This window comes from Parachlamydia sp. AcF125 (assembly GCF_018342475.1).
In the GTDB taxonomy this organism is placed as follows: domain Bacteria; phylum Chlamydiota; class Chlamydiia; order Chlamydiales; family Parachlamydiaceae; genus Parachlamydia.
In genome coordinates this window covers 514,886-540,204 of record NZ_JAEMUD010000001.1, presented here as the reverse complement: position 1 = coordinate 540,204, position 25,319 = coordinate 514,886, and the positions used below count along the sequence as shown (strand labels likewise).

At 40.9% G+C, this 25,319-nt stretch carries 23 protein-coding genes and 2 tRNA genes; 15 read left to right on the top strand and 10 right to left on the bottom strand.

The annotated features are described in order from the left end of the window. Nucleotides 1-14 precede the first annotated feature (14 nt). A complete protein-coding gene (locus PARA125_RS02200; protein ID WP_213157080.1) occupies nucleotides 15-6,887 on the bottom strand; it encodes an ankyrin repeat domain-containing protein in 6,873 nt (2,290 codons plus the stop codon). 321 nt (nucleotides 6,888-7,208) lie between these two features. Here PARA125_RS02200 and PARA125_RS02195 point away from each other — a divergent pair, with 321 nt between their 5' ends. After that, on the top strand, nucleotides 7,209-8,168 hold the full coding sequence (locus PARA125_RS02195; protein ID WP_213157079.1) for a small ribosomal subunit Rsm22 family protein: 960 nt from the start codon (nucleotides 7,209-7,211) through the stop codon (nucleotides 8,166-8,168). On the opposite strand, the gene PARA125_RS02190 is transcribed toward PARA125_RS02195, so the two are convergent. The 6 genes from PARA125_RS02190 to ung all read right to left on the bottom strand — a co-directional run bounded on the left by PARA125_RS02190 (nucleotide 8,155) and on the right by ung (nucleotide 13,560). Beyond that, nucleotides 8,155-9,144, bottom strand: a complete 990-nt coding sequence (locus PARA125_RS02190) for a hypothetical protein (protein ID WP_213157078.1) — start codon at nucleotides 9,142-9,144, stop codon at nucleotides 8,155-8,157. The two genes, PARA125_RS02195 and PARA125_RS02190, sit on opposite strands and share 14 nt — an antisense overlap. Then, a complete protein-coding gene (locus PARA125_RS02185; RefSeq protein WP_213157077.1) occupies nucleotides 9,141-10,007 on the bottom strand; it encodes a DUF58 domain-containing protein in 867 nt (288 codons plus the stop codon). Before PARA125_RS02185 ends, PARA125_RS02190 begins: the two co-directional genes overlap by 4 nt. 2 nt (nucleotides 10,008-10,009) lie before the next feature. Further along, entirely contained in the window at nucleotides 10,010-11,272 is a 1,263-nt protein-coding gene (locus tag PARA125_RS02180) for an ArsB/NhaD family transporter (RefSeq protein ID WP_213157076.1), read from the bottom strand. Further along, nucleotides 11,269-11,523, bottom strand: a complete 255-nt coding sequence (locus PARA125_RS02175) for a hypothetical protein (RefSeq protein ID WP_249274128.1) — start codon at nucleotides 11,521-11,523, stop codon at nucleotides 11,269-11,271. Before PARA125_RS02175 ends, PARA125_RS02180 begins: the two co-directional genes overlap by 4 nt. Nucleotides 11,524-11,594: 71 nt before the next feature. Further along, nucleotides 11,595-12,779, bottom strand: a complete 1,185-nt coding sequence (locus PARA125_RS02170) for a TraB/GumN family protein (RefSeq protein ID WP_249274127.1) — start codon at nucleotides 12,777-12,779, stop codon at nucleotides 11,595-11,597. A 64-nt stretch (nucleotides 12,780-12,843) separates the two neighbouring features. Next, on the bottom strand, nucleotides 12,844-13,560 hold the full coding sequence (gene ung / locus PARA125_RS02165) for a uracil-DNA glycosylase (protein ID WP_213157075.1): 717 nt from the start codon (nucleotides 13,558-13,560) through the stop codon (nucleotides 12,844-12,846). A gap of 171 nt (nucleotides 13,561-13,731) precedes the next feature. Here ung and pyrH point away from each other — a divergent pair, with 171 nt between their 5' ends. The 7 genes from pyrH to PARA125_RS02130 all read left to right on the top strand — a co-directional run bounded on the left by pyrH (nucleotide 13,732) and on the right by PARA125_RS02130 (nucleotide 18,156). After that, on the top strand, nucleotides 13,732-14,460 hold the full coding sequence (pyrH, locus tag PARA125_RS02160; RefSeq protein WP_213157074.1) for a UMP kinase: 729 nt from the start codon (nucleotides 13,732-13,734) through the stop codon (nucleotides 14,458-14,460). Between the two features lie 18 nt (nucleotides 14,461-14,478). Next, nucleotides 14,479-15,030 (top strand): ribosome recycling factor, encoded by a 552-nt coding sequence (gene frr / locus PARA125_RS02155; RefSeq protein ID WP_213157073.1) that lies wholly within the window; start codon nucleotides 14,479-14,481, stop codon nucleotides 15,028-15,030. 94 nt (nucleotides 15,031-15,124) lie between these two features. Next, nucleotides 15,125-15,199, top strand: a tRNA-Glu gene (locus PARA125_RS02150). A 9-nt stretch (nucleotides 15,200-15,208) separates the two neighbouring features. Then, nucleotides 15,209-15,281 (top strand) — tRNA-Lys (locus PARA125_RS02145). Nucleotides 15,282-15,448: 167 nt separating this feature from the next. Further along, on the top strand, nucleotides 15,449-16,012 hold the full coding sequence (locus PARA125_RS02140; RefSeq protein ID WP_213157072.1) for a UvrB/UvrC motif-containing protein: 564 nt from the start codon (nucleotides 15,449-15,451) through the stop codon (nucleotides 16,010-16,012). Further along, nucleotides 15,999-17,063, top strand: a complete 1,065-nt coding sequence (locus PARA125_RS02135) for a protein arginine kinase (protein ID WP_213157071.1) — start codon at nucleotides 15,999-16,001, stop codon at nucleotides 17,061-17,063. The genes PARA125_RS02140 and PARA125_RS02135 overlap by 14 nt, the downstream gene beginning before the upstream one ends. Before the next feature lie 7 nt (nucleotides 17,064-17,070). Next, nucleotides 17,071-18,156 carry a CDP-glycerol glycerophosphotransferase family protein gene (locus PARA125_RS02130; protein WP_213157070.1) on the top strand — a complete coding sequence of 362 codons (1,086 nt, stop codon included), beginning with the start codon at nucleotides 17,071-17,073 and terminating at the stop codon, nucleotides 18,154-18,156. Here PARA125_RS02130 and PARA125_RS02125 read toward each other — a convergent pair. After that, nucleotides 18,153-19,133 carry a KamA family radical SAM protein gene (locus PARA125_RS02125; RefSeq protein WP_213157069.1) on the bottom strand — a complete coding sequence of 327 codons (981 nt, stop codon included), beginning with the start codon at nucleotides 19,131-19,133 and terminating at the stop codon, nucleotides 18,153-18,155. The genes PARA125_RS02130 and PARA125_RS02125 overlap by 4 nt on opposite strands. Nucleotides 19,134-19,246: 113 nt before the next feature. Between PARA125_RS02125 and PARA125_RS02120 the strand changes: the two genes are divergently transcribed. Further along, entirely contained in the window at nucleotides 19,247-20,233 is a 987-nt protein-coding gene (locus PARA125_RS02120) for a histone deacetylase family protein (RefSeq protein WP_213157068.1), read from the top strand. Nucleotides 20,234-20,301: 68 nt separating this feature from the next. On the opposite strand, the gene PARA125_RS02115 is transcribed toward PARA125_RS02120, so the two are convergent. Beyond that, nucleotides 20,302-20,658, bottom strand: a complete 357-nt coding sequence (locus PARA125_RS02115; protein WP_213157067.1) for a hypothetical protein — start codon at nucleotides 20,656-20,658, stop codon at nucleotides 20,302-20,304. A 512-nt stretch (nucleotides 20,659-21,170) separates the two neighbouring features. Between PARA125_RS02115 and PARA125_RS09715 the strand changes: the two genes are divergently transcribed. From PARA125_RS09715 to PARA125_RS09915, 4 genes are all read left to right on the top strand, one after another. Then, nucleotides 21,171-21,512, top strand: coding sequence for an alanine:cation symporter family protein (locus PARA125_RS09715; RefSeq protein ID WP_249274126.1), 342 nt, complete (start codon nucleotides 21,171-21,173; stop codon nucleotides 21,510-21,512). A gap of 114 nt (nucleotides 21,513-21,626) precedes the next feature. Next, nucleotides 21,627-21,785: a hypothetical protein gene (locus PARA125_RS09710; RefSeq protein ID WP_249274125.1), complete on the top strand. Its 159-nt coding sequence runs from the start codon at nucleotides 21,627-21,629 to the stop codon at nucleotides 21,783-21,785. A gap of 37 nt (nucleotides 21,786-21,822) precedes the next feature. Continuing rightward, a complete protein-coding gene (locus tag PARA125_RS09920) occupies nucleotides 21,823-21,996 on the top strand; it encodes an alanine:cation symporter family protein (RefSeq protein ID WP_349305642.1) in 174 nt (57 codons plus the stop codon). Continuing rightward, nucleotides 21,968-22,231 (top strand): alanine:cation symporter family protein, encoded by a 264-nt coding sequence (locus tag PARA125_RS09915; protein WP_283248315.1) that lies wholly within the window; start codon nucleotides 21,968-21,970, stop codon nucleotides 22,229-22,231. The genes PARA125_RS09920 and PARA125_RS09915 overlap by 29 nt, the downstream gene beginning before the upstream one ends. Nucleotides 22,232-22,285: 54 nt before the next feature. Here the strand turns inward: PARA125_RS09915 and PARA125_RS02105 are convergent, their stop codons facing one another. Next, the gene (locus PARA125_RS02105) at nucleotides 22,286-22,597 is read right to left on the bottom strand and encodes a hypothetical protein (protein ID WP_213157066.1); all 312 of its coding nucleotides are present in this window, start codon (nucleotides 22,595-22,597) and stop codon (nucleotides 22,286-22,288) included. A 511-nt stretch (nucleotides 22,598-23,108) separates the two neighbouring features. On the opposite strand from PARA125_RS02105, the gene PARA125_RS02100 reads away from it, so the two are divergent. Together PARA125_RS02100 and PARA125_RS02095 are read left to right on the top strand one after the other, a co-directional pair. Beyond that, entirely contained in the window at nucleotides 23,109-23,510 is a 402-nt protein-coding gene (locus PARA125_RS02100) for a hypothetical protein (RefSeq protein ID WP_249274124.1), read from the top strand. A 100-nt stretch (nucleotides 23,511-23,610) separates the two neighbouring features. After that, nucleotides 23,611-25,311, top strand: coding sequence for a type IV pilus biogenesis protein PilM (locus PARA125_RS02095; protein WP_213157065.1), 1,701 nt, complete (start codon nucleotides 23,611-23,613; stop codon nucleotides 25,309-25,311). Nucleotides 25,312-25,319 lie beyond the last annotated feature (8 nt).

Here is a 25,319-nt window from a genome sequence, read left to right as displayed (position 1 = left end):
TGTTAGCATTCATTTCAAGGATCGGATTCAATCGACGGATTGTTAAGAAATTTCCCCGATGGGCTAAGCCTATCTAATCGTTCCCGCCATACGCCAGCATCCTTAGGTAGCTTTTCCCTTAGTTTTTTGTAGCTGAGCAGCGATTCATTTTTAAAAGGATAAGCTGCCCTGCTGTCAGAAATTTGAGGCCGTCGATGTTTAACAAAGAAGCTATATTCAGCAAAGAAGCAAAACTCAGCAAGTAGAGGAAATGCCTCTATGCCCATTTTTAAAAAAGCCTTTTTATCAATTTTTTTTAGAGTTGCTGCAACAACGCCTGCAGTCCAAGCATTGCCTTCTTTGAGAGCTTGGATGAGAGCAGCTAAGGCTTCTTTTGGAAGCTCACCTCCTTGCTTTGCTATTTTTTTTACAGCATAAATAGCAGAGTTTACAGTCCAAGCATCATCTTTTTTATGAGCTTGGATAAGTGCAGCTAATGCTTCTTTCGAAAGCCTACCTCCTTGTTCTACTATGGCTTCTAGGGCATCGGCAGCAAAAGTTTTAGTTTCATCGTCCCCTTTTTTGAGAGCTTGGATGAGCGCGACTAGAGCTTCTTCCGAAAGCTTACCTTCTTGTTTTACTATAGATTCTAGGGCATCCGCAGCAGAAAGTTTGATTTCATCATCACCCTCTTTGAGAGCTTGGATAAGTACGACTAACGCTTCTTTCGGAAACTCACCTTCTTGTTTTGCTATTTCTCCTAGACTCTTAGCAATATAATTTTTAGTACGTCCATCACCTTCTTTAAAAGCTTGGATGAGAGCTGCTAGCTCTTCTTTTGAAAGCTCACCTCTTTGTTTTGCTATTTCTCCTAGGCCCCTAGCAATGTGATCTTTAGTATCTCTATCGGCCTTTTTAAGAGCTTGGATGAGAGCTATGAGCGCTTCTTTTGAAAGCTTATCTCCTTGTTTTGCTATTGCTTCTAGGGCCTCAGCAGCAGAGAATTTGATTTCATCATCACCTTCTTCAAGAGCTTGGACGAGAGCGTCTAGGGCTTCTTTAGGAAGCTCACCTCCCTGTCTTGCTATTGCTTCTAGAACATCTGCAGTAAAACGTTTAGTCTCATCATCGCCTCCTTTAAGTATTTGGACGAGAGCTGCTAGCCCTTCTTTCGGAAGCTCACCTCCTTGCCTTACTATTTCTCTTAGAGCACTAGCAATACAAGCTTTAGTATCTCTATGGCTTTCTTTGAAAGCTTGAATGAGAACATCTAGGAATTCTTTCGGAAACCCACCTCCTTGTTTTGCTATTGCTTCTAGGGCAAGAGCAGCATAATTTTTAGTTCTTCTATCACCTTCTTTAAAAGCTTGAATAAGAGCATCTAGGGCTTCTTTCGGAAGCCCTCTCTCTTGTTTTGCTATTTCTCCTAGAGCACTAGCAGAATAACATTTAGTGTCTTCATCGCCTTCTTCAAGAGCTTGAATAAGAGCAGCTAGTGCTTCTTCTGAAAGTTTGCCTCCTTGCTTTGCTATTTCTCCTAGGGCAAGAGGAGCATAATCTTTAGTCTCTTTATCACCTTCTTTAAAAGCTCGAATAAGAGCTACTAGCACTCTTTCCGAAAGCTCACCTCCTTGCTTTGCTATTTCTCCTAGGACACCAGCTGCATGCCGTTTAGCCCCTTCATCGCCTTCTTTAAGTACTTGGATGAGAGCTGCTAGCCCTCCTTTCGAAAGCTCACATTCTTGCATTGCGATTAATCTTAGGGCACCAGCAGCAAAAGTTTTAATCTGCCAATGGCTTTCTTTGAAGGCTTGAATAAGAGCAGCTAACACTTCTTTTGGAAGCTCGTATCCTTTACCTGCCATTGTTTCTAGGGCTTTAACAGCAAAACTTTTAGTCGCACTATCTCCTTCTTCAAGGGCTTGGATAAGAGTAGCTAGGAGTTTTTTTGGAAATTCAGCTCCTCGTTCTGCCATTTCTATTAAAACACTCATAGCAAAACATTTAATTTCATCCTCTCTTTCTTTGAGAGCTTGAATGAGAACAGCGAGCACTTCTTTAGGAAGCCCATCTTCTGGTTGGGCCACTGCTCTTAAGGCGGCAGCATACAGTTTAGTCTCTTTATCCCCTTCATTAAGAATTTGGATGAGAGCTGCTAGTATTTCTTTAGGAAACTTGCTTCGCATAGCTTTTTCTCTTAAGACACTAGCAGCCCAGCCTTTAGCCTCTCTATCCCCTTCTTTGAGAACTTGGATGAGAGCCGTTAATATTTCTTTAGGAAGCTTACTTTGCATAGCCTTTTCTCTTAAGACACTAGCAGCCCAACCTTGAGCCTCTATATCTCCTTCTTTGAGAACTTGGATGAGAGCTGCTAACGTTTCTCTTGTAAACTCATACCCTCGGTTCGCCATATCTATTAGAACACTAGCAACACAATCTTTAACCTCTCTATCCCCTTCTTTGAGAACTTGGATGAGAAAAACTAGCACTTTTTTAGAAAGCTTATCTCCTTGCTTTACCATTGCTTTTAGGGCATTAGCAGCAGGATTTTTCCCCCAAAAGTTTGCTTTTTTGAGAGCTTGGATGAGAGCGACTATCACTCCTTTCGGAAGCTTACTATCTCTTTGTTTTGTCATTGCTATTAGGGCGCTAGCAGCAGAGCGGATAGTAAAATAATCGTTTTCTTTGAAAGCTTGGATGAAAGCAAATAGCGCTTTTTTAGACAGTTTACCTCCTTGCTGCGCGACTTCTTCTAGAATAAAAGTAGCATATCTTTTAGCATAAAGATCTTTTTCAGGATCTTTAAGTCCCTCAGCGACCGCTTCTACCGTTTCCGAAGCTAAGCTTAGCCCAGTTCTCACAACGCGTAGTAAGTTTTCTAAAACATTTTGACTTGTCTTGGGATCGGATAATAATTCTGTAATAATATGCACAATTTCTGGATGATTAAGGAGATTCTTATGCCTGAGCAATCTTTCCAAGCCTAAGCCTAGTAAACAAAAATAATTAATGTAATCTTTTACAAGCTCAATAAAGCCATCGTACTGCTTCACTACCGTAGGATCTTGGCACTCTTCAAAACACCCCGCAATCAAAGCAAGCTCGCCACTGATAGCTAGGTCTCGCGGCTTAGTAAAAAGATCGTCAAAAAAAGACTGTAGGACATCCGCATAGCGCCGATTACCAGAGACAGCCAGGGAAAGGCTGCCGGCAATCATGCGAAAAACAAGGTTATAGCGTGGTTCAAACTTGTAATTGCGTATAAATTCTTGGCACGCTTTTCTTTCTCCTTTAAGATATTGATTGGCAACTTTTGAAGCGGTTAGGAATTCTTGGAAGGTTAAGTGTATAAAGAACCCTTTTTCTTCGGCTTCAGGGATGCGTATAAATCCGCAATCTGTAAGCTCATTGGACGAAATTTTGTTACCCTTCAAGTCTTCAATTTCTAGTTTGCTTAAATAAAGGGTATCGTTTTTCATTGCAAAGTCGGCCATTTTTTCAAAAGCGGTGGCAATATGGACAACTTCTGGGTTTTTGCGCAGACTTTTCTCTACCAGAATTTGCTCTTTAGTTTGCCTGGATTGTCCCTGGTCAATCCTTCTTAAGAGAAACCACCGATACATCCAGCTAACAATCCTTTCGTAAATTGCTGTCATCGTAATGGATTGCTCAGTATCAAAAACCTGAGGATCTTCATGAAAGAGGCAACAAAGTAAAGTTAAGTTAATGGGAATCTGTGCCAGGCTTAACACCTGGGGAGAAGCTTTTAATAGGTGGCTAAGCTTCTGTTTTTTCTCTTCGGCTTGAAGGTATTTGAAAAACCTGTTGATATAATGTTTAATCCCTTCTTTATCAAAGCCTAAAAGCTCTAGCTCACAAGAACGTTCAAAAGAGCAGCTTCCAGGCCTTGAGGTGACCAAAATATGGGGCAATAACTCTTTTAGCTGTTTAAAAGCTGTAGCTAGGCTTGTGTTTGCTTGGGCTTCTGCAGAAAGCTCATCATAACCATCTAAAATAAGCAGAGTTTTTTTTCTAAAGTTGGCATCATTTAGGCAAGCTTCAAATACGCTGCGATCGATTTTTCCTTCATACTCGTTTGCAATTAGATCAACCGCACTATACTTTCTATTATCAGGATATTTCCTCAAGGTAAGATTTCTTAAAGGAATCCACAAAAGGCAGGTAAACACGTCTGTCCACAGAGTCCCTTTTGCCCAATGGTAGCTAATATAGTGGCAGAGAGTACTTTTACCAATGCCAGCTGCACCTTGGATGAAAACTCTTTTACGAACATTTTTCTCCAAACTTTTATGTTGGAAAAGTTTTTCGATGTCGATATTCTGCTTAGGCTCGTAGATGGTTTCATAAGTTGGGATGCGAACATCTTGTAAATACTCAGAATGTTTATCAAATGCTTGATCGCGCGCTTTTCTTTCTTCACGCTCAATAATGCCTAAACGCACATAGATTTCTTCCAAAGGCACTTTAAATTCCCACTCTTGCTCTACCTTAATCCTAAAGATGGAAAGAGTTTTTTGAGAAAGGTAAAGGTTTTTTAGAGAGTTAATCAGCTGCTTTGGAAGTAGAGCTGCTTGGGATAGCAACTGTATAAGGGCTTCACTTCCATTTTTATAAGCAAGCTCTACAGCCGTTTTTTGCTCCCGATTTATGATATTTAGGTTGGCCCCTTTTTTTAATAAAGCTTCAACAATTTTAACATAATTCTCTTTAGCTAGATTAAAAGCTCTCCCCTCTCCAATCACGGCTAAATGCAAAGGGGTATTTTCCTGGTAGTCTTGCTGATTTAATTCACTTTGTTCGGCAATTTGATTTAGCAAGTATTCCGCACTCTTTGCATTTCCTCTAAGGGCTGCTAAGTGTAAAGGCGTTTGACCGTAGCTATTTTTGGCTTCCAGAAGAGCTGGGTCATGTCCCAGCAAAAGGCGCACTATTTCCACACAATCTGTGGACGATTGGCAAGCATGATGCAACACACTGTTTTGCGAGCTATCAAGCTTTTTTAAATCCGCTTTCAATTCAATAAGAAGCAAAAGGAGTTCACTGCAGCCCGCATAACAGACCTGGTGGATCAAAAAATCAGCACGGCCTTTGAATGGCTGGTTGGGATCTACCTTCTTCTCTGCAAGCAGCCAGCGAATCATGAGAATATAAGCAGCGCGCTTCTCCTGAGGAATCTCTATAGGCTCTGGGGACAGAGTATGTGTTCTTTGAAAGGCCCCGTGTGCAGCAATTTCTAAAAATGAGCGCTCTTGCTCTTCTAAGTGGGGCAATCCGTTCTTTGCCAGTTTTTGTGCAACGTGCAAGAGGCCCTGCTTAAGAGCATTGATAAAACACTGTGTGAGTTTAGGATTATCTAGTTGGAAAAAAGGGGGCGTTTTTTTGCTTAATAAAAGGCAAGCGCATTCCTCTTGCATCTTAAAATCTAAGCTTTCCTGCTCAAGCAGAATTTCTAAGGAGGTTTGGCGGAGCAGATCTTGTTGTTCAGTATGTGCGCCACAATCAATAAGCTTGCGCAAAATGGAAAAATGCCCTTTGGCAGCTGCTAAATGCAGAGCAGTATGCTTATTACCTCCTTGGGGTAGGTTCAAGATTTCTTGAATATCTTTGTGCTGAAGCAAAAGCTCGACAATTTCCTCTCGCCCATATTCTACGGCTACATGCAACACGGTTTTAGCATACTCACCATACCGCCCTTTTTTGATATCTGCGCCTTGGTCAAGCAAAAATTGGGACACAGAGGTATACCCCCTATTGGCAGCTAAATGTAAAGGGGTTTCTTTGATTACTTTCCCAGCTAAGGTGTCAAGCTGAGATTTCACCTTTTGCCTTTCATTAAAGAGATAGAGAAAAATACTGGTATTTTCCCGTACCGCAAAATAATGCAGTAAGGTTTCATTGTTTTCTAACTTTTCTTCCAAACTATCCAGATATTGATCGAGTACTTGTTGATCAAATTTATATTCTCTTATTTTAAGCGTGCAATATAACTCATAAGCTGTGGCTAGATAAAAGGCCCCCTGTAAGGAAGCCTCCCCCTTTTCTTCTCTTAAAAGTTTGTGCCCTTGCGCCATTAAAACTTTTATACAGCGAGAGCATTGCAGTTGCAATAAATCCCTTAACCGTTTGTGAACCTCTGCTTCTGGCAACTTAGACGGCGATGCTGCATGGTATTGAATAATAGGATTAGAGTGGATATTTAGTTGAGAATGTGCCCCTTCCATGTGGATATTTTCAGCACTCGCCTTAACGGTGATAAGACCAGGTTTAGTTTGTAAAGCGGGATAAAGGGCGATATAGGGTTCTGTAAGGCTGTGCTCACAGCAATTGGACTCATCAAAAGACCATTGTTCCGATAGGCTACTTACTTGGAGGCTGTTTCCATATGCCCTTGTGGCTAATTGCCGGGCAGCTCCTGCAGGGTAGCCTGCTACAACCGTGGATTCAGAATAGTCTTGTTGAACCGCTCCACTTACCCTAGCTTCTTTTTTGCCCGCCACTAAGCTTTTTGCATGCTTACCTAGGTAACGTCTATCGTCTATCGCAAGCCCTTCACGGTTAGGTTCAGCATGACTATGGTAGGAGGTAAAAGGAGAAGCTGGCTGAGCAGCCGCAAGCATAGCGTCTTGATGGTTGGACTTACTCTTCGCAAAATCATAAATTGCTACACTTATATTTCCTATTACCGGGATTAGCAGCATAATACAACGGGAAAAGCTTTTTTGCTGTAAATAGGTGTAATAATGGCTTTTTGAAATGTCTGCTTTCTGCTTCGATAAAAGCAGCACGCATTTTTGAAATAGATCAACTAAGCTAGTGATAGTACTTAACCCTGGGACGTAGTCAGATATTTGGTCTGCTTTTACTAAAAAGCCAGCATTTATATGCATTTTGATGCGCTCATGGTGATTATTAAAAAATATGCTATTCATCGGAAAGGTTAAATGTCAATGGTAAAGACAAATTCTAAATAGCAATAAGAGGGTGTTTGAAAATTGACAATATGCTAATATTGAGTGATTTGTAATGCAAATCATAAAAATGAGTAGTTAAAATGGATATAAAAAGCTTATCCACTGAACTAATAAATTTTGTAGTTTTAGGAAGTTGCGCAAATGCTGTTGTAAAAGAGGATAGGATTTCAACATACCCTCTTAGCTAGATTTTAAAGTGAGTTAAGTGTAAAGTGATTTCTTTTTTTAAGAGAACTTATGAATTTTGAAACATTAATTAGCGCTATTGAAGCTGAAATAGGGAGCTTTTCTTTATCCGAGTTAAAAAAAGCGCGTGAAAATCTCACCAATCGATACCGCGTTGAAGAGCAACGCGCCTCCATTACGGCTCGTCAGGAAACCTGGATGCAAACGGCTGTCGAAAGGATCTCTTACCTAGTGACCCGTATGCCAGCCACTTACAAAGCTTTGGAGCATCTTTTACAGCAAATCCCCGCTACACCCATTCATTCTGTATTAGATTTGGGCGCCGGCCCTGGTACGGGAACGTGGGCAGCAAGTGCTGTATTTCCCTCTCTCATTCAAGCCACGCTAATTGAACAAGATGCCGATTTAATCGAAATTGGGCAACGTCTTGCCAAACATTCGGCCTTTCCCAAAGCTGAGTGGAAGCAAGGATGCCTTTCGACTTTTATTCCCCTGCCTCATGATTTAGTGATTGCTTCCTATGTACTAGGTGAACTTAAGGACATTTCCGAAGTGGTGAAAAAAAGTTGGGACGCGGCTCAACAATTTTTGATCCTGGTGGAGCCTGGCTCTCAAAAAGGTTTTGCCACGATTTTACAAGCTCGCCAGCAGGTATTAGATTTAGGAGGCTATCTCGTAGGCCCATGTCCCCATGCAGGCGCCTGTCCCATGCCGCCAGGAGATTGGTGCCATTTTTCCAAAAGGGTGGAGCGCACACGCCTTCACCGCCAATGCAAAGAAGGCTCTTTAGGCTATGAAGACGAGAAATTTTCCTACGCAATTTTTTCTAAGCAACCCTATCCCCTTTCTCAAGCTCGCATTCTAGAGCATCCTCAAAAGCGCTCGGGGCACGTTCACTTGCGAGTGTGCACATCCAAAGGGATTCAAAAGGCGATTATTTCAAAACGTCACAAAGATTTGTACAAACAGGCCCAAGATGCCAAATGGGGAGATACGCTTAAGGTTGTTTAAGGCATGCCTTTACAAGCGCTTCAGCTTGTTGGCACTCTTCCAAACTGGGCGTATAGCCAGCAAATTTTACCAAATCCACTTTTAAGAAAAATTTCTGAATTTCCTTAGAAGCGACATGAGTGGCTAGCTCATCTGTGGTTAAAACTTCTGCTTGTAATCCGGCTTGCTCTTCAAGGTATTTTTTTAGCACCCAACTAAGTTGTTCCATGAAGAAAGACAATTGTCCTTTTTCAAGCAGGTGGGCTTGTTCTAAACTTTTAAAGGCTTTCGCCGATTCTTTGATTTTTTTTTGGTGCTTAAGCGGGGCCAATTGCCTATCGCGTGTGAGCACCCATACAATCAACCCAGCTAGAAGACCTAAAATTGCCGCTCCCATTTTTTTCCAAGGAAATTGTCTGGCTCTCCATTCTGCTTCCATTTTTTTTAATGAATCCGCAGAAAAAAATAAGGCCTTTGTCCTTCGGGTATTTGAGGGTGATAGGCCGATTGGAAGTTTCCCCGATAAAGGTAAAGGAGAAGCGGGCTGAATTTCATTCAATGCAGAGGAGGGCATCTCCACTTCCAGCTTAAATATAGGGGATATAATCTCCTTCACAGTTTTTTGGGGAGAGGTTTCCAGATAAAAAGGAATATCTAAAAAAGAAAGCATATAGGTGCCTGGGCTTTCTGGCTGAAGCCTAAAAAGGAAGGTTTCTTGAATAGTGCCCTGTTCTGACTTTCTCGAAGTTATAGGCTCTGAAGCTAATGAAAAAGGGAAAAAATTAAAGCTTGAATTTCTCATAAGATGTTCCTGCAAAACCGCCATATCCGTATGGTAACCGTCAGGAAATTTCAAATCTAATTGAATATCAACTGTTTGATCTAAAAAGATTTTTTCCGCAGAAAGGCTAACATAGGCTTCAAAAACAGGATTTTGGGCTTGTAAAAAGATTGTCTGGATGGTGAAAAATAACAGGATAGTTTTTAGGCTTTTCATCGCTTCATCCCCCGAACCTTGAAAAACTTTCTTAAGACAGGCATAAAGGGTTGATCAGTGCGAATGGAGAGAAAATCAGCACCGATTGTTTTCATAAAAAACTGCACATCTCTCAAATGTGCTTGAGCGCTTTCACGCAGGGGATTTTGAGGTTGGTTAGAATCGATTAAAGCAACCGATTCCGTCTCTAAATCTTGCATATTAAGCAAACCTAAAGGGGGAATATGGGCCTCGAAAGGATCTTGAACACAAATTGAAATCAAATCATGCCCTTGGGCAATTAACTTTGCCTGGTGTTCATAACCCGTGGCCAAAAAATCAGAAATTAAAAAACAAATAGCCGCTTTGCGTTGAACTTTTCCAAGAAAGGCAAGGGCGGCGCCTAAATCGGTTTTTGAATGCTGCGGAGAAAACACTAATAAATCCCGCACCACTCTTAAAACATGCCTAAGTCCTTTTTTAGGAGATAAATAGGATTCAACTTGATCGGAAAAAAGAATCAAGCCCACTCGATCCTGGTTTTTGTTAGCTGAAAAAGCCAAAACCGCTCCAATCTCTGCAATCAGTTCGCTTTTCAAAAGGTTTTGGCTGCCAAACCTGGAGGATGCAGAAATGTCCACCAAGAGGAACACAGTAATTTCTCTTTCTTCCTTAAAATTTTTTACATAAAGATGGCTCATCCGAGCTGTGACATTCCAATCAATATGCCGAATTTCATCTCCGGGTTGATATTCACGCACCTCTTCAAATTCCATTCCTTTTCCTTTGAAAGCGGAATGATAAGCACCCGCTAAAATATCTTCTGCCAAGTGCGTAGTTTGAATTTGAATGCGTCTAATTTTTTTAAAGAGCTCTCTATCCATATTTAGGCCCATATCACCCAAAGGGCAATAGCAGCGGGAATCAGCGCACAAGTTGTAAACTTAAGCCCTATGGGAACATACTCACCAAAGCTGGCTGATTGCCCCTTTTTTTCTAAAAATCCCATAGCTACAATGTTAGCAGAGGCTCCAATAGGCGTGACGTTTCCTCCAAGGCATGTTCCTATTAATAGAGCAAACATGAGAAAAGGAAGGGAGATCTGATTGATTTTGGCAAGATCCATCACAACAGGAATAGCTGCCAAGAGGAAGGGAACGTTATCGACGACAGCTGAAATAAAAGCAGACAATCCGATAATAGCAATGAAAAGAATTGCCTTATTCTTTCCTAAAACAGAGGAGAGGGCTTTTGCGGCAACATCCATCCAGCCTGCTTGCTGGACAGCCCCGACTAAAATAAACAAACTTGCAAAAAAAAGAGTGGTTTTCCAATCGATATTTCTTAGCATTTCTTCAGTAGAAGCCCATCGCGGTCCCATCCACAGCCAAAGTATCCCTATGAAGGCCAATCCCATGGCAGCAATTCCCGCCAACCACTCCATTTGTGTGTCTATGAAAGACCCTAAGGCTAAGATTGCAACCAAAAAGAACAGTAGCAAAGCTGGAATCCACGATCTTACAGTTTCCATCGGTATTAGCCGCACTTGTTTTTCTTCAGTCCTTAAAAGATACCAAGCATAAACCAAAGCTCCGATAGCTCCTGCTTGCACAATAAAAAAAATGCTGGGCTTTCCTTGGTAAATAAAAAAGTCGTTAAAAGTCATTTTCATATACCCACCCATTATCATGCTGGGAGGATCGCCAATTAATGTGGCAGTTCCTTGCAGGTTAGAAAACATGGCAAGCAAAGCCATGGGTTTAAAAGCAGAAATTTTCAGTTTTTCACATAAGGTCATGGCAACAGGCCCGACTAGAAGGACAACGGCCACATTTTCAACAAACATGGAAAGAAGGCTTGAGAGGATAAAAATGCCCATTAAAGCCGAGCGAACATTTTTTGCGCGGTCTACCAGCCATTCTGATACCACTGCTGGCACACGGGACAGCAAAAATAACTCAGCTAAAATGAGTGTTCCCAAAAATAAACCAACCACATTCCAATTCACTAATTCAAAAAGGGCGGTATGCCAAGAAATTTGGCTGAGAAAAATTAAAGCCAGCGAGCCTAAAAGCCCCACTTCTGCCTTACGATTTGGAAAAAAAATAAAGAAAAGATAGCAGACCACAAAAATAATAAGCGCGATCATAAGCCTTGACCTGCCGATTTTTTTTCCTGCTTTTTTTGTTCACCAAATCCGTCTTCTTTAAAAGCATCTTCTTTGCCCTGTTTTTGGGCTTCTAAATAATCCTCGTAGTATTCATAGGGGTTTATTTCTTTGGCATTTTTCTCCCGAATTCTCTCGCAAAGTTTGCAATCGGAATAGGCTAATTGTACGGACAGCCCGCAGATCGTAAAAAATGGGAGAATAGTCATTTTGAAAGTAGATAAGTTAAACATGTTTCCTCCTGAGTGGATGAATGCTTGTTCGACTTATCCCATTTTTCGAAATTCAACAAAAGCGTTTTTATTTATATTGAATGAGAGAGGATCCAAGCACTCGTAATAAAAGTGCCTAAAGAACTTCCTAAATTCGCTAAAATCACGACTAATAACACCCTTGTGACAGGATTTGTCCAAAAACCTTTTAAAGAAGTAATAGCCGCAGGAACATTCTCTAAATCAGCAACCGTAGGGCGTTTTACCCACGCTTGCACCAACCCTGCAATCCAGCCAGCTGCAATCATCGGATTTAAACTGGTAAAAGGGGCAGCTATCGAGGAAGCGAGGATAGCTAAAGGATGACCAAAAGCAAGTGCTGTACCAGCCCCTGCTAAAACTGCATGGCTTGCCGCCCATAGATAGATCGATTGCAAGGATTTTTCTGAAGCACCCGCGAAAAAACCGTAAAGAACCAAGCCAACAAGCAACAAAGAAAAAGCCCATTTAAAAACTTTAGGCCATTGGGAGGGAGGAGGCACCTCTTCAAGTGTTTTTAAAGAAATTTCTCGATGGACGTTATTTAAGATACCTGGCACATGTCCTGCCCCTACGACAGCCACAATTTTTTTTCCTGGAGCTGTACGAATTTTTTCTGCTAAGTACCAATCCCGTTCATCGATAATCTTTTCTTTAGCTTGTGGAAACTCTTTGGCAAATTCCTGTAAAGTATTCTCAAGATTTTCAGGATTTTTTAACTCTTCGATAGATTTTTGATCGATCTCTTCCGCTAAAAAGAAACCTGAAAGCAAATGGGCCATGGCTTTCATTTGGTCCCAAAAATTTAGGCTTCTCCACACCCTTTTAATGGTCACTTCTACTGAACGGTCAGCCAAAACAAGTTCAGCATTTAGTTCTTTGGCCAAACGCGCCCCTTCAAGCATTTCAGCTCCCGGCTTTACGCCAAGTTGCTGGCCAATTCTTTGATAAAAGCCGCTCATAATCAAATGACCGAGTAAATAAAGCGACTTGCCTTTTCTTACCACTTCAAAAAGGTCCATATTTTTCCAGGCATCTTGCTGATTAAGAGATTGGTAGCGAGAGGGACATAATTCAATACAAATGGTATCGGGCTGAATTTTTCCAATAGTTTCCCCCACATCCTGTACACTTTGGGCAGAGACATGAGCTGTACCTACTAAATAAACGTCACGCCCATCAAGAGCACAATAACGAACTGAAGAGGGCAATTCTTGCAAAGGAACCATATCCATCATTCTCCAAATAAAGAGAGTACAAAAAAACATTCTAGCAAATTTCTATTAAGAAAACGAACGAGTTTTAAACAATTTTCCAATCAATCGGGGTTAAATGGTGCTTTTCTAACCATTGATTTGTCTTAGAAAAATGGCGGCATCCAAAAAATCCTTGATTAGCTGAATAGGGGGAAGGATGTGCAGCTGTTAGCACTAAATGTAGATTGGGATCTTGCAAACTTTTGAAATGTTCCCATTTTTTCTGAGCCCATCTGCCCCATAAGATAAAAACCAGCGGCCTTTTTTGCATCAGCAAGGCTTTCACGACGGCATCGGTAAATTGCTCCCACCCCCTCCCCTCGTGAGACATAGGTTCCCCTTTTCTAACTGTGAGGGTCGCATTTAACAGGAGTACTCCTTGTTTAGCCCAATGTAATAAACAACCATGTGAGGGAGGAGAAACTCCAAGATCGTCTGACAACTCCTTAAAAATGTTTTTCAAAGAAGGAGGTTGTGTAATTCCTTCGGGCACACTAAAGCTCAATCCATGTGCTTGCCCCTGACCATGGTAGGGATCTTGCCCAATAATAACTACTTTGACTTGATCGAAGGGCGTATTCCAAAGCGCATTGAAAACCAAATTTTTAGGAGGGTAAATCTGGGCGCCTTGAGCGCGCTCTTTTTCTAAAAAGACAGCAAGCTCTAAAAGGTAAGACTTTTTTAATTCTTCTTCTAAAGCTTTTTGCCAACTTGATTCAATTTCAAAGGGTAAAACGGAAAAATGAGGTTGCATAACTTGCATGAATGTTTATGTGTTTAGCTTAATTGACAATTTTAAAGACAATTCCCAATTTACACAAGGAGCGAGTGGATTAAACATTTAAATCCTCCAAAATATTCCCATTCGATACTTGCAAATTCCCAAAACAAGCTTTACACTCAGCCATTCAGCACCAACTAAGTGGAATACCTTATGGAAATACATGCAAACAAGCATAAACGCATTCTTTTAAAGCTATCCGGAGAAATTCTGATGGGCCCCCAAAAATTTGGGATTGATTACGCAGCCTGCCAATCTATTGCACATTCCTTAAAAAAAATTCATGATAATCAGCATGAACTAGCGATCGTGATCGGAGGGGGAAATATTTTCCGGGGGATAAATCTAAAAAAGCTTGGAATGCCACGCCCTCCCTCCGATCATGTGGGAATGCTGGCCACCATGATGAATGGGATTGTCCTTCAACAAGCTTTAGAATCCATTGATTGCCCATCGCAAGTCATGTCGGCCATTGAATGTCCCCAAATTGCCTCCTCTTACCGGTGGAATAATGCCACCCATTTACTAAAAGCAGGTAAGATTCTTATTTTTGTAGGGGGAACAGGTAACCCTTATTTTACCACAGACACAGCTGCTGCCTTGCGTGCAAGTGAAATCCAAGCAGATATTTTGCTGAAAGCCACAAAAGTCGATGGGATTTACGATAAAGATCCTACTAAACACCCCACAGCCACAAAATATGCCAAGATTAGCTATTCGCAATTCCTTGCAGAAAAACTGGAAGTCATGGATGCTACATCCGTTGCATTGTGCCGCAATAACCATATCCCCATCCTCGTTTTTAACATGCAGCTATTGGAATGGGGTCAAATTAACATTGCCTCTTTAATAGAAAAAGGCACGTATGTCGAAGAATATTAAATTTAAGGAGCACTCGCAATGAGTACAGTCAAACAAACCAAACAAAAGATGGAAGCAGCCCTAGAACATTTAAAAAATGATCTTAATGGAATTAGAACAGGTCAAGCCAACCCAGCTATGCTAGATGGTATTATGGTGGAAGTTTATGGAAGCCAAATGCGTTTGCGCGATATCGCGACTGTTAATAGCCCAGAAGCTCGCCAATTGCTTATTACTCCTTACGATGCAGGGACTACTAATGCCATTGGAAAAGCGATTGAAAGAGCCAATTTAGGTTTCATGCCTATCGTGGATGGAAATGCGGTCCGCCTCAAAATTCCCCCCATGGATGAATCTCTTCGGAAGGAAATGGCAAAGCTTTGCCGTAAAAAACAAGAAGAAGCAAAAGTGACCATTCGCAATTTGCGCCGCGATGCAAACGACTTAGTGCGCAAGCAGAAAGCAGCAGGGGAGCTTCCTGAAGATCAAATGAAAAAGCAAGAGAAAGAAATCCAAGATCTGACAGATAATTATTGCAAATTAGCTGATGAAATAGCAGCGAAAAAAGAAAAAGAGATTTCGACAATTTAAAAACGCTTGTGCAAAAATAGGATGTCCGGTAAGATAGTTTTCTTTAAGTTAAGGGCAAGTAACCAAGTGAAACAAGCCCAAAACTGTGTCCGCTGGCCCCATCGTCTAGTCAGGTCTAGGACACCGGATTTTCATTCCGATAACAGGGGTTCGAATCCCCTTGGGGTCAATATATAATGAGTCTTTAGCTCAGTTGGTAGAGCACCTCACTTTTAATGAGGGAGTCGATGGTTCGAGTCCATCAAGACTCATTCTTCTTTCTATCCGATGTTCCCTTTACTTTTATTCTTTTTTTTTCCTATAGTGAGCTTGACTCTCCTCACCATGCAGGGATTCCTTCCCGAGAGTTTTTTAATCCTAATAGGGGAACGGCTTTACTTTTCATAGGTACCCATAAACATTAAAAGGGAAAATGACTATGCCAGAAAAAAAGAATCCACTCTTTCCCGATAGAGAGCCAGAGCGTCCCTTAGAATGCACAGAATGCAAAAAAACGATTGCAATACGCTATACCGAAATCTCAGGAAACGCGATTAACCATATTAGTATGTGCGCAGATTGCCCAGAGCTTAAGAAAAAACTCTATGGGGTGCAAAGCTACAAAGAAGGTGGCGTAAACCTCGGGGATGGAGGCACCAACCTTGCCTGCGGAAATTGCGACACTACCCTGGAAGAGGTTCGCATTGGCTCTCGCATGGGATGTAGCACTTGTTATGAGGTCTTTGGAGAAGCTCTTTTAGCAGATATGGTCGCCTCTAATAAAATTCCAGCACGCTTAGCAGGTAATAAAAAATCGATCCTTTTCCATATTGGGCGTACTCCCCAAGAAGCCCCTATTATTAGTTCTTCTTTGCGCTTACTCGCTCTGAATGAAGCCCTAACTGAAACCTTGCAACGAGAAGATTATGAACAAGCAGCTCTGCTACGCGATCAGATTAAGGAGCTTACTAAGGATGCGGAGAAAAAACATGAAGAAAAATAGTGATTTTCTGATTCGGCAAACCAAACCTTGGGCCAATAACCGCAACACGATTTGGTTAGCTACGACTGCAACCTTAAATAGAAATATTGAAAAATTTAAATTCCCTAGCAAGCTTTCCTCAGATCAGAAAAAACAGATCATTTCTCTGGTTAGCCATGAGCTTCTTCAATCTAACCACCTGGCAGATTCCGCTCTGATTCGTTCAGAAGAATTAGGGCCTTTAGAAAAAGAATTCCTGGTAGAGCATTTTTTGTCTGAAGAAGGCTACCAACAAGCGCATGGAGGAGAAGCTTTTATCCTCGGCTCTTCCGGAGAATTTTTACTCGCCCTCAATGTTAAAGATCACATGCAAATTACCTGGATTGATTGCCATGGCGAAATTGAGCAAATTTGGTCCCGCCTTGTTAAATTAGAAACCACCTTGCGAAAAGTGGTTACTTATGCATTTTCGCCAAACTTTGGTTTTCTAACAGCTGACCCGAGCCAATGTGGAACGGCATTGACTATTACAGTTCTAGCTCAACCGTCCGCATTAATTCAAACCGGTGAAATCAATCAAACCCTCGCCCGCTTAGGAAATGAAACATTGACCATTACTAGCCTACAAGGGAATCCCCATGAAATTATTGGAGATCTCCTCGCCATACGCAACCGTTATACCCTGGGAGTCACGGAGGAAAATGTGATCGCCTCTTTGCGTGCTTTCATTACTAAACTTGTCGTAGAGGAAAGTACAGCCCGTATGCACCTGCATCAACAAAAAAATCCAGAAGTGATGGATAAGGTGAGCCGTGCGTTTGGAGTTCTGGTTCACTCCTATAAACTGGAAGCCATTGAAGCTTTGAATGCGATAAGCTTATTAAAATTGGGAACGGATCTGGGCTGGCTCACAGGAATTACCGTCGATAAGCTCAATGAATTGTTTTTCGCCTGCCGGCGCGCTCATTTGCTATTTCAATGTGGAGATGAAAAAATCCCCCAGGAAGAAATTCCCCACAAGCGAGCAGAATTTGTACATAAAGCCTTAAAAAATGCCACTCTAACGATTTAAAACCCTTATGACAGAGCCAAAAAAAGGGGTGGGTGTTAACCCCTCTGCCAATATACACTATACCGACCATCTTGCTGTAGTCTGCATCCTTATGGGCATCCCCCTTTTATTTATCGACGAATTAGACTACGCCTTAGGATCAAGATATTATCCCGGGCTCAATGCTCAAAAAGTGGATTACGACTCGTTTGATCCGGAGTTTTTAATCGCCCATTACGACGTCTTATTTATGTCCGATTTATGGGACAGAAAAACCTTTCGAGAAAAATATTTCAATCTAGAAATGAAATATCAAAAAAGGCTCAGAAATGTTCATTGCCCTCATGGGTTTTCCGATAAAGGATTTTATCTGAAAAAAAGTGCGAATGAAGATATCACCCTAATTTATGGGCAGAATATGCTGGACCAGCTAAAGCACTACCAAACCTTTGAAAACCTCCACGCTTACGTTATTACAGGGAATTATCGGTATACTTATTATAAAAAAAATAAGGCTTTTTACGATCAACTGATCAAAAAAGAGATTTTGCCTCAATTTAATCCAGCAAACCCCACAATTTTGTATGCCCCCACCTGGTTAGATTTAGAAGAATCCACTAGCTTCTTTGATTCATCTAGATATGTTTTAGATGGGCTCCCCCCCGACTATAACTTAATCGTCAAGCTCCATCCCCGCTTGGAACTGGATGATACTGTGGCCTACTACCGGATCTTGGGCAAACACCAAGGCAAAAGCAATATCATTTTTTTAAAAGATTTTCCTCTCGTTTATCCTTTATTGGATTATGCGGATATTTATATTGGAGACATGTCATCAGTTGGCTATGACTTTTTAGCGTTTAATAAACCCATGTTCTTCTTAAATAAGCAACGTAGAGATACCAAAACAGATCGGGGCCTTTATCTATTTCGGTGTGGGACAGAAATTGCGCCTGAACAATTTCCCGCTCTTTACCAAACCATTGAAAAAAGCCTTCCAACTGATCAAGAAAAATTTGGCGCGATACGCCAAGAAGTATACGCGTATACTTTTGGACCAGAAAAGCCTCTTTCCAAAATTAAAGAAGAAATTATCGCGGCTTATACTAGCTAAAATAGAGGAGTCTTATGCGGCTCCCCTGCAATTTCTCTTACATACTTAGGGACAGCATACCCAGGAAGGTATTTAGCGATCTCTTGAATGAGCTTTTTGCCAGTTTCTTCCGACACCTCGAAATGTCCCCCCCCTTGGACCCGATCCAATTGATGGAGGTAATAAGGAATAATTCCTCGATTAACTAAAAGGGTAAAAAGCTCTCTTAAAACATTTGAACAATCATTGATTCCTTTTAGCAAAACCGATTGGGTTAATAAAATTACCCCTTTTTGTTGAAGCAAATGCAAATGGTAGAAAATCTGATCGTCGAGTTCATGCGGATGATTGGTATGCAAAACAAACCAGGTAACATAAGGGCGGCTCTCAAATAGCTTAAGAAAATTTTCATCTATGCGCTCCGGGATCCCGATGGGAAAACGTGTATGAAAGCGCACTCGCTTCACATGCTTAAGGCGACTTAATTCGTCGAGCAAATGGCCAATCACCCTATCAGATAAAGAAAGAGGGTCCCCCCCACTTAAAATGATTTCTTGCAAGGATTCGTCAGCAGCAATCAGCTCAAGCTCTTTTTGAAAGCCTTTTTCTTGAACTTCATAATCGAAATTTTGCCTGAAACAAAAACGGCAATTCATCACACAAGCACTTGTACAAACAATCAAAGCCCTGCCATGATATTTGTGCAAGAGCTTAGGGGCTTTAGCAAATTGCCTGTCTTCCACAGGATCAAGCACAAAACCAGCCAATGGGATTTGCTCGGATAAAGTGGGTAAGAATTGCTTTAAGATAGGATCATCAAGCGTGTTTTTTTTAATTTTTTCAGCTAAACGTCGCGGAAGATTTAAAGGAAAAGAGGGGTGTTTCAAAATTTGCTCGCGCAGGGGTTGATCCAACTCGAGGAAATCCGCTAGTGTTTTCCATTGAGTAAAATTTTGGCGAAAAATCATTTTCCAATGATCTGGGGCTAACTTTAACACAACACACTCCCACTAAATAAAAAAGATAGGATTTTAGCAGAATTTCTATTAAAAAACAGGGAGTTTATTACTCGATTTTCGAAATTAAAAGTTTCATTAAAAAGGAACAAATTATGCCACCTCCAACTTTACCCACTCTCATTATTGAAGATCCCCTCTATCTCCAACATTTAACAGGCCCTTTTCATGTGGAAACTCCCGAGCGTGCTAGGGTGGTTAATCAAGCCTTGATGCAATCGGGGCTAAAAACTGGCCAAAATACTCGCACGCCTCGAAAAGCAACCAAAGAAGAGATTCTCCTTTGCCATACAGAAGATTATTGGCAACTTGTACAAGATGAAGTCAAATATGCTCAGACAGATGGCTCTACAGAGTTAAGCACAGGAGATGTGAATATCTGCCCTAGCTCGTTTGAGGTGGCTATTCGTGCAGCAGGCGGCGTATTAACTGCAGTAGATGCCATTTTGAATAAAGAAGGCCAAAATGCTTTTTGCATCGTACGCCCTCCCGGTCACCATGCGAGAAAAGCGCAAGGAAAAGGCTTTTGCCTGTTTAATAATATTGCCATTGGAGCTCGCTATGCGCAAAAAAAATATCCTTTTATCAAGAAAGTATTGATTGTCGATTGGGATCTCCATCATGGAGACGGCACAGAAGATATTTTTAAAGATGATCCTTCTGTCTTCTACTTTAGTACACATGAGCAAGGAAATTACCCGGGTACAGGCGATACCCTTTTTGCGGGTGAAGGAGAGGGTGTCGGAACAATCTTGAATTGCCCGATTAGAGGGGGAGAGGAAGCTCGGTTTGAAATTTTAAAAGCTTTTTATAAAAAGCTTATTCCTGCCATGGAGACTTTTGTTCCCAACCTTGTGCTCATCTCCGCTGGCTTTGATGCGCATTTCCTCGACCCCTTAGGTCGCTTTAACTTAACTGAGAGAGATTTTGCTGAATTGACTATATTGACCAAAGAAATTGCTCGCCGATATGCAGAAAATAGGGTCATTTCAATACTAGAAGGGGGGTATCACTTACTTGCACTCGCTCAGTCTGTGAAAGCGCATGTGAAAGTATTAGCGCGCAGAGAAGAGATCCTTTGAATCAGGAAGAGGTCATTTCTGTAAATTCGCTGGAGTATTCTTCCTGATAAGGGTTAGAAAATTGGCTTTCACCAATCATATTGCTCAACTTTGCGAAGAGACCGGGAATGCTTTCCGCTAATTTGAATCAAAAGCAATTCCCGATGGATTAGTTGCTTGATACCTTCCAAAGCTTCTTCAATAATTTTTTGCTCATTGAAATCCACCGTCTTTTGTTCATGAGCATAAGTGGTGGTTTGGACTTGTTCCAATTCCCACCAGTATGCCCTGATTTTTCTTTCTAAAATGGGATTAACCCCTTCTTCCATTAGGCATAGCACGCCATCGCACTCATAAACAAAACAAGATAATGGTATTTTGTTTAATTCATATTCCTCGATTTTTTTTAGGATAAAATTGAGTTGTCTTTCATAAAAGTCGCTCACACTACCCCCACAAATGTTATATGTTTAAAAATTTGTTATATTATATTCTCATTCTAGCATTCCTCAGTAATATACTAAAGCCTACCCTCCTTTTAAACTGTTTTTTTGCTATCAATCTATCTGTAGATACATTGTCGACCAACCTTATAGATTAACTAGCATGTAAACTAAATGTCAAACTACTAAATTCACTGATTAATGCCAAGCTTTCATTTCATTTTAATTTTAAAATTAATTGAAGAATAGCTAATGACTCCAAAAAAGCAGCCTAAATCTGGCCGTTTCAGCACTCCGTTCCTTTTAAAATAAAAGGCTAAACCTTAATTTAAACTGTCATTTCTATAAAGATAAAAAGTGGTTAATTTTCACAAAGTAAAAACTCCCCTATCGGCAATGCTTATATAAACAAAAATATGACATTTTTTGTTTATCATCCTTATTTGTAAAGCATCCATTTTTATGAGAGCATGGGCTTTATTCTTTTTCTTAAGGAATGCGCATAGGGATTAACCATGAAAAGCTTGCTGATATTCCCAAACGAAAGCTTAATCGGGTTTATCCTTTTCCCTTCTATCCTTCTTTTAGGTCTTTACCTCCCTTATCACTTAAAATGTGTCCAAATCTCCAAACTTTTGACCAGCTTTAAACAACTGCTTAAAAAAGAAGGAAACGAGCAGGGAAACGTCAGTCATTTTGAAGCTCTTTCTGCTGTATTAGCTGGAAATTTTGGAACTGGAAATATTGCGGGAATGAATGAGACGGTGGCTTTATCAACAGGTGGGCCAGGGGCATTAGTGCGGATATGGCTCATGGCATTTTGGAGGCAGCTATTCAATATGCAAGCTACTTATTAGCTGTTAAATATCAAGAGATAAATGCCTAGGGGGAATATGTCGGCAGAAGTATGGATTATTTAAAAAATGGGCTTGGCTTAAAATCTCTAAGTTTAATTTTTCCAGGTTGACTGTGTGTGGGCCTTGAGGGTAGGAAACTTAGCCCAAGTCAATCCTATCTCTCTGCCATTAGCTAAATGGGTGAAAATCGCGATAGCCTTCCTTGTAGGCATTGTGATATTAGGTGGCATTCAACGCGTTGCAAAGTTAGCCGCGGTGATCGTTCTCCCTTAAAGCAACTCTGTATTTAGAAGGGGTTTTATGGAGTATTGTGAGCCACTATGAAAATATACTCGTAGCTTTTCAACTGATTTTCCAATCTGCTTTTGCCATTAAGCCAGCTGTAGGAGGGATTGTAGGATACAGCATTTTCAAAACTGTAACTGAGGGCTTGGAGAGAGGCCTATTTGCCACAGATGCCGGCATTGGAATTATCCTATTTTAGCGCCCAAACATCCAATCCTGTGGCGGATGGAGCCGCCACCTTAGCAGCCCCTTTCTTAGTTATGCTAGTTTGCACTACCACAGCTCTTGCTCTCTTGGCTACAGTAGCGTGGAATCAACCTGACTTACAAAGCGCGAACATGGTCACCTACGCTTTTCAAAAGGGCAGGGGAAATGACATAGGTGCCTATCTCGTTATGCTCACTTTAGCCCTCTTCGGCTATACCACGCTTTGAGCCTGTCTATATTGTGCAGAGAAAGCAATCGCTTCTCTAGGAGAGATAGCTCGATCATTCAGCGAGCCCCTCGTCGATCATTTCCACTGCCACATAATGGCCATTATAACGCAGCCAGCAACGGGTAGGCCCACCTTCTTTAAAGAAAAAAGTCGCAGGATTGCTACAATACTGGGCCAGCATACAAGTAATTGCTCCTAAAAAATCAGGAGGTTCGAAATCGCTCAGAATTTTTTTAGCCGGTTCAGCATCGGAAAAAATCTTAAAAATAAGCTCTGAGGGGAGCGCTTTAAGGGGGCCTAATTTTGGGGGAGTAAATTCCTCTAAAGGAGGCGAGGGAATATAGCAGCCTATTTTTAAAGACATAAATACTTTCCTCTTAATTAGCTTAATAGTGCCACTTTAATTCCACGTTATTTTACTTTCAACCTCAACAACAAAACTACGGTAATCTTATTTATCTACAATGAGATGCACTGAGGTAACAAGAGTACTAATAGAAAATCTAAGCGGCCTAAACTTATTTAATCTCCTCCCTTTAAGGCCTCCTTCCGTATGAATTACCATTTTATCCCCTTATTAGCAGAGTATAATCTGTTGTAGTTTTTACTTTTTTTATTTATTTTGAGTCGTAGCAAGACTTGCTCTATAAAACCACTCATGCAGACTTCGTAAACTGCAAAAAAACTGCCATTTTTTTCAAAACTCACTTTGCTTGCAAAATATGTAAATCTGACTAAATAACTTAATTTGGGCACTTAAAACCCTAAAAAATTTAATTTATTTTTTTAAATCTCTCGGTTATAATTAAAATAAAATGATAATTGAGCCATACACCTTAATTATCTCAGTCTAACCTTCTCACAAGGGTGAAGTTATGATATTAGATAGTGAAATAAAAAAACTATTTAACAAATTAGATCACGAAGATTGCGCCCAGATTACTTTAATGGGCTCCGATATTTTCGTTAAAACAGATCATATTTCGCAGATTTCACTCCTCACTCAGGTTTATTTTGGCGAAAATTTTATTCCCCAAAGTGTGCGGCACTGCTTGAGCGGTAAAGCCCCTTTTGATGACAGCGCCCTTGAAACTTTTTTAAGCGTAGACGAACGACAATACAAAATTTTTCTTAACCATAATGGTAAAATCGATCATCTTTCCCATCGAACTTTTATTGATGTCTTAGAAGAATTTAGCCATCAGGCGGAAGAGTGGAAGCTGGTCTTAGACGAACATGATAAAAACGATCTTGTCTACTCACGCGTTAAATCGTAAAAAAATCAATCCTTGCACTGGGTAAAAGATTCATCTTGAATATTCTTGATTTTTGGTCTATGGTTTTGACAATTTAGACCAAAAGGACAGAGTATTTTTCATGCTAGATTCACCCAATGCGTTGCATGTTTTGGGGTTGGAGATCGAATCTAATAAACTAAAGGGCGCCTTACTGACAGAAGTTAGAGGTAAGCCGTCCTTGATTCGGATCTTTTTTTCCGAAACATTGTCTAATGAAAGCTCCTCTTCTTTTTCGCAAGAGACAGCACATGCCCTTACCGCCCTCACGACAAATGCCCTCGTGGGGGTTGCTTTAAAAACAGATGAAGTCTTGATTCGTCCGTTAGAAGTCAAACTTAAAAAAGGTTCTGAAATTGCTTCTGTGATCGATTTTCAAGCTGAGCCTCTTCTTCCTTTTCCTGTGGAGAATGCCATCATCGAGTGGACAAAACTTGAGACAACTGCAGACAGTTCGAAATTAACCATTGTAGCCGCACGAAAAGATTACATCGAAAAAGAAATAAGTAGCTGGAATACTTTTTATATTGAGCCGGAATTGCTTTCTTGTATACCAGCGGCACTTGCGGCCTTTGCTTCTGTGTTTTCTGAACGCGCCGGGCCTTTATTAATTTTACATGTGGGAAGTCTGCTCACTTCCTGTGTTTTAGCAGAAGAAGGTAAAGTCATTGCCGCCCAATCCATTCCTCGTGGCGCAGAGCAGCTTGCCCATGCTTTTCATCAAGATATTTTGCAAAATGACAACTTTAAAGAAAGATCTTTAGCTTCTTTAGAGGCTCAAGAAATCGAAAACCTTCCCTACCTTAAAGAAAGCCTGGAACATTTAAAGATTGATGTGACTCGCCTTGTGTTAGGTATTTCGAAGCAAATAAAAGGGTTTGACCCCAAAGAGATATTAGTAACAGGAGAAATGGGATCATACCCTATCCTGGTAAAAGAAGCCTGCCGTAACCTTGAACTTGCTCTCCTTCAACCAGCCGAGCATCAGAATTTTAATTTGAAGGGGGAAGAATTGCAATCTTACGCAATTCCTATAGGTATAGCCTTAACGGGCCTTCCCAGTTGGAAAGAACAAATTAACTTTAGGCAAAAGCAATATAGTTTCCCCCATCCCTGGAAACGTTTAAAAAACTCCCTTATTGCCTATTTTGCTGCTTGCGTTTTTCTCGCCTTTGCTCTTTATGGCTTTGGAACGGCTTATCTCAGTAAACAAACCGATCTAATCCGCAAAGATTACGCTGATTTACTCGCTTCATTACACCGTTCCTATCCTGAATTCGAAGAGCAATTTCGTAAAAAAAATGGTCTAGAACCGATTTTGGCTAAAGAGGACTTAGATCCTAGGCAACTTTCCACAGAGGATCTTTCTGCTCGCATTCAATTCCTTAATCAAATTGTAAGTAGCTCACCCGATTCTTATCCTTTATTTCCAAATACCCCCTCGGTAAGCGATGTTTTAGCTTGGCTAGCTAAACATCCTTCTTTTAGTCCTCCTGACGATGCAGAGGGGCAAAAACCAGCAGGCTTAAAAATTGAAAGCTTTGTTTACAAAATGGTCAAACGACCTGATAAAAGCAAAAAAAATGAAGCCTACCAGATAAGAGTAGATCTAGACTTTTCGGCTCCCACTCCTACACAAGCCAGGGAATTTCATGACTTTCTCATTTCTCCAAACGAAATAGTTGATCCCAAAGGAGAGATTAAATGGGGCACAAATAGGGGCCGTTATCACACCTCTTTCTTCTTGAAAGATCGAACTTTATATCCATCATCCATTAAGTAAGGCTACCG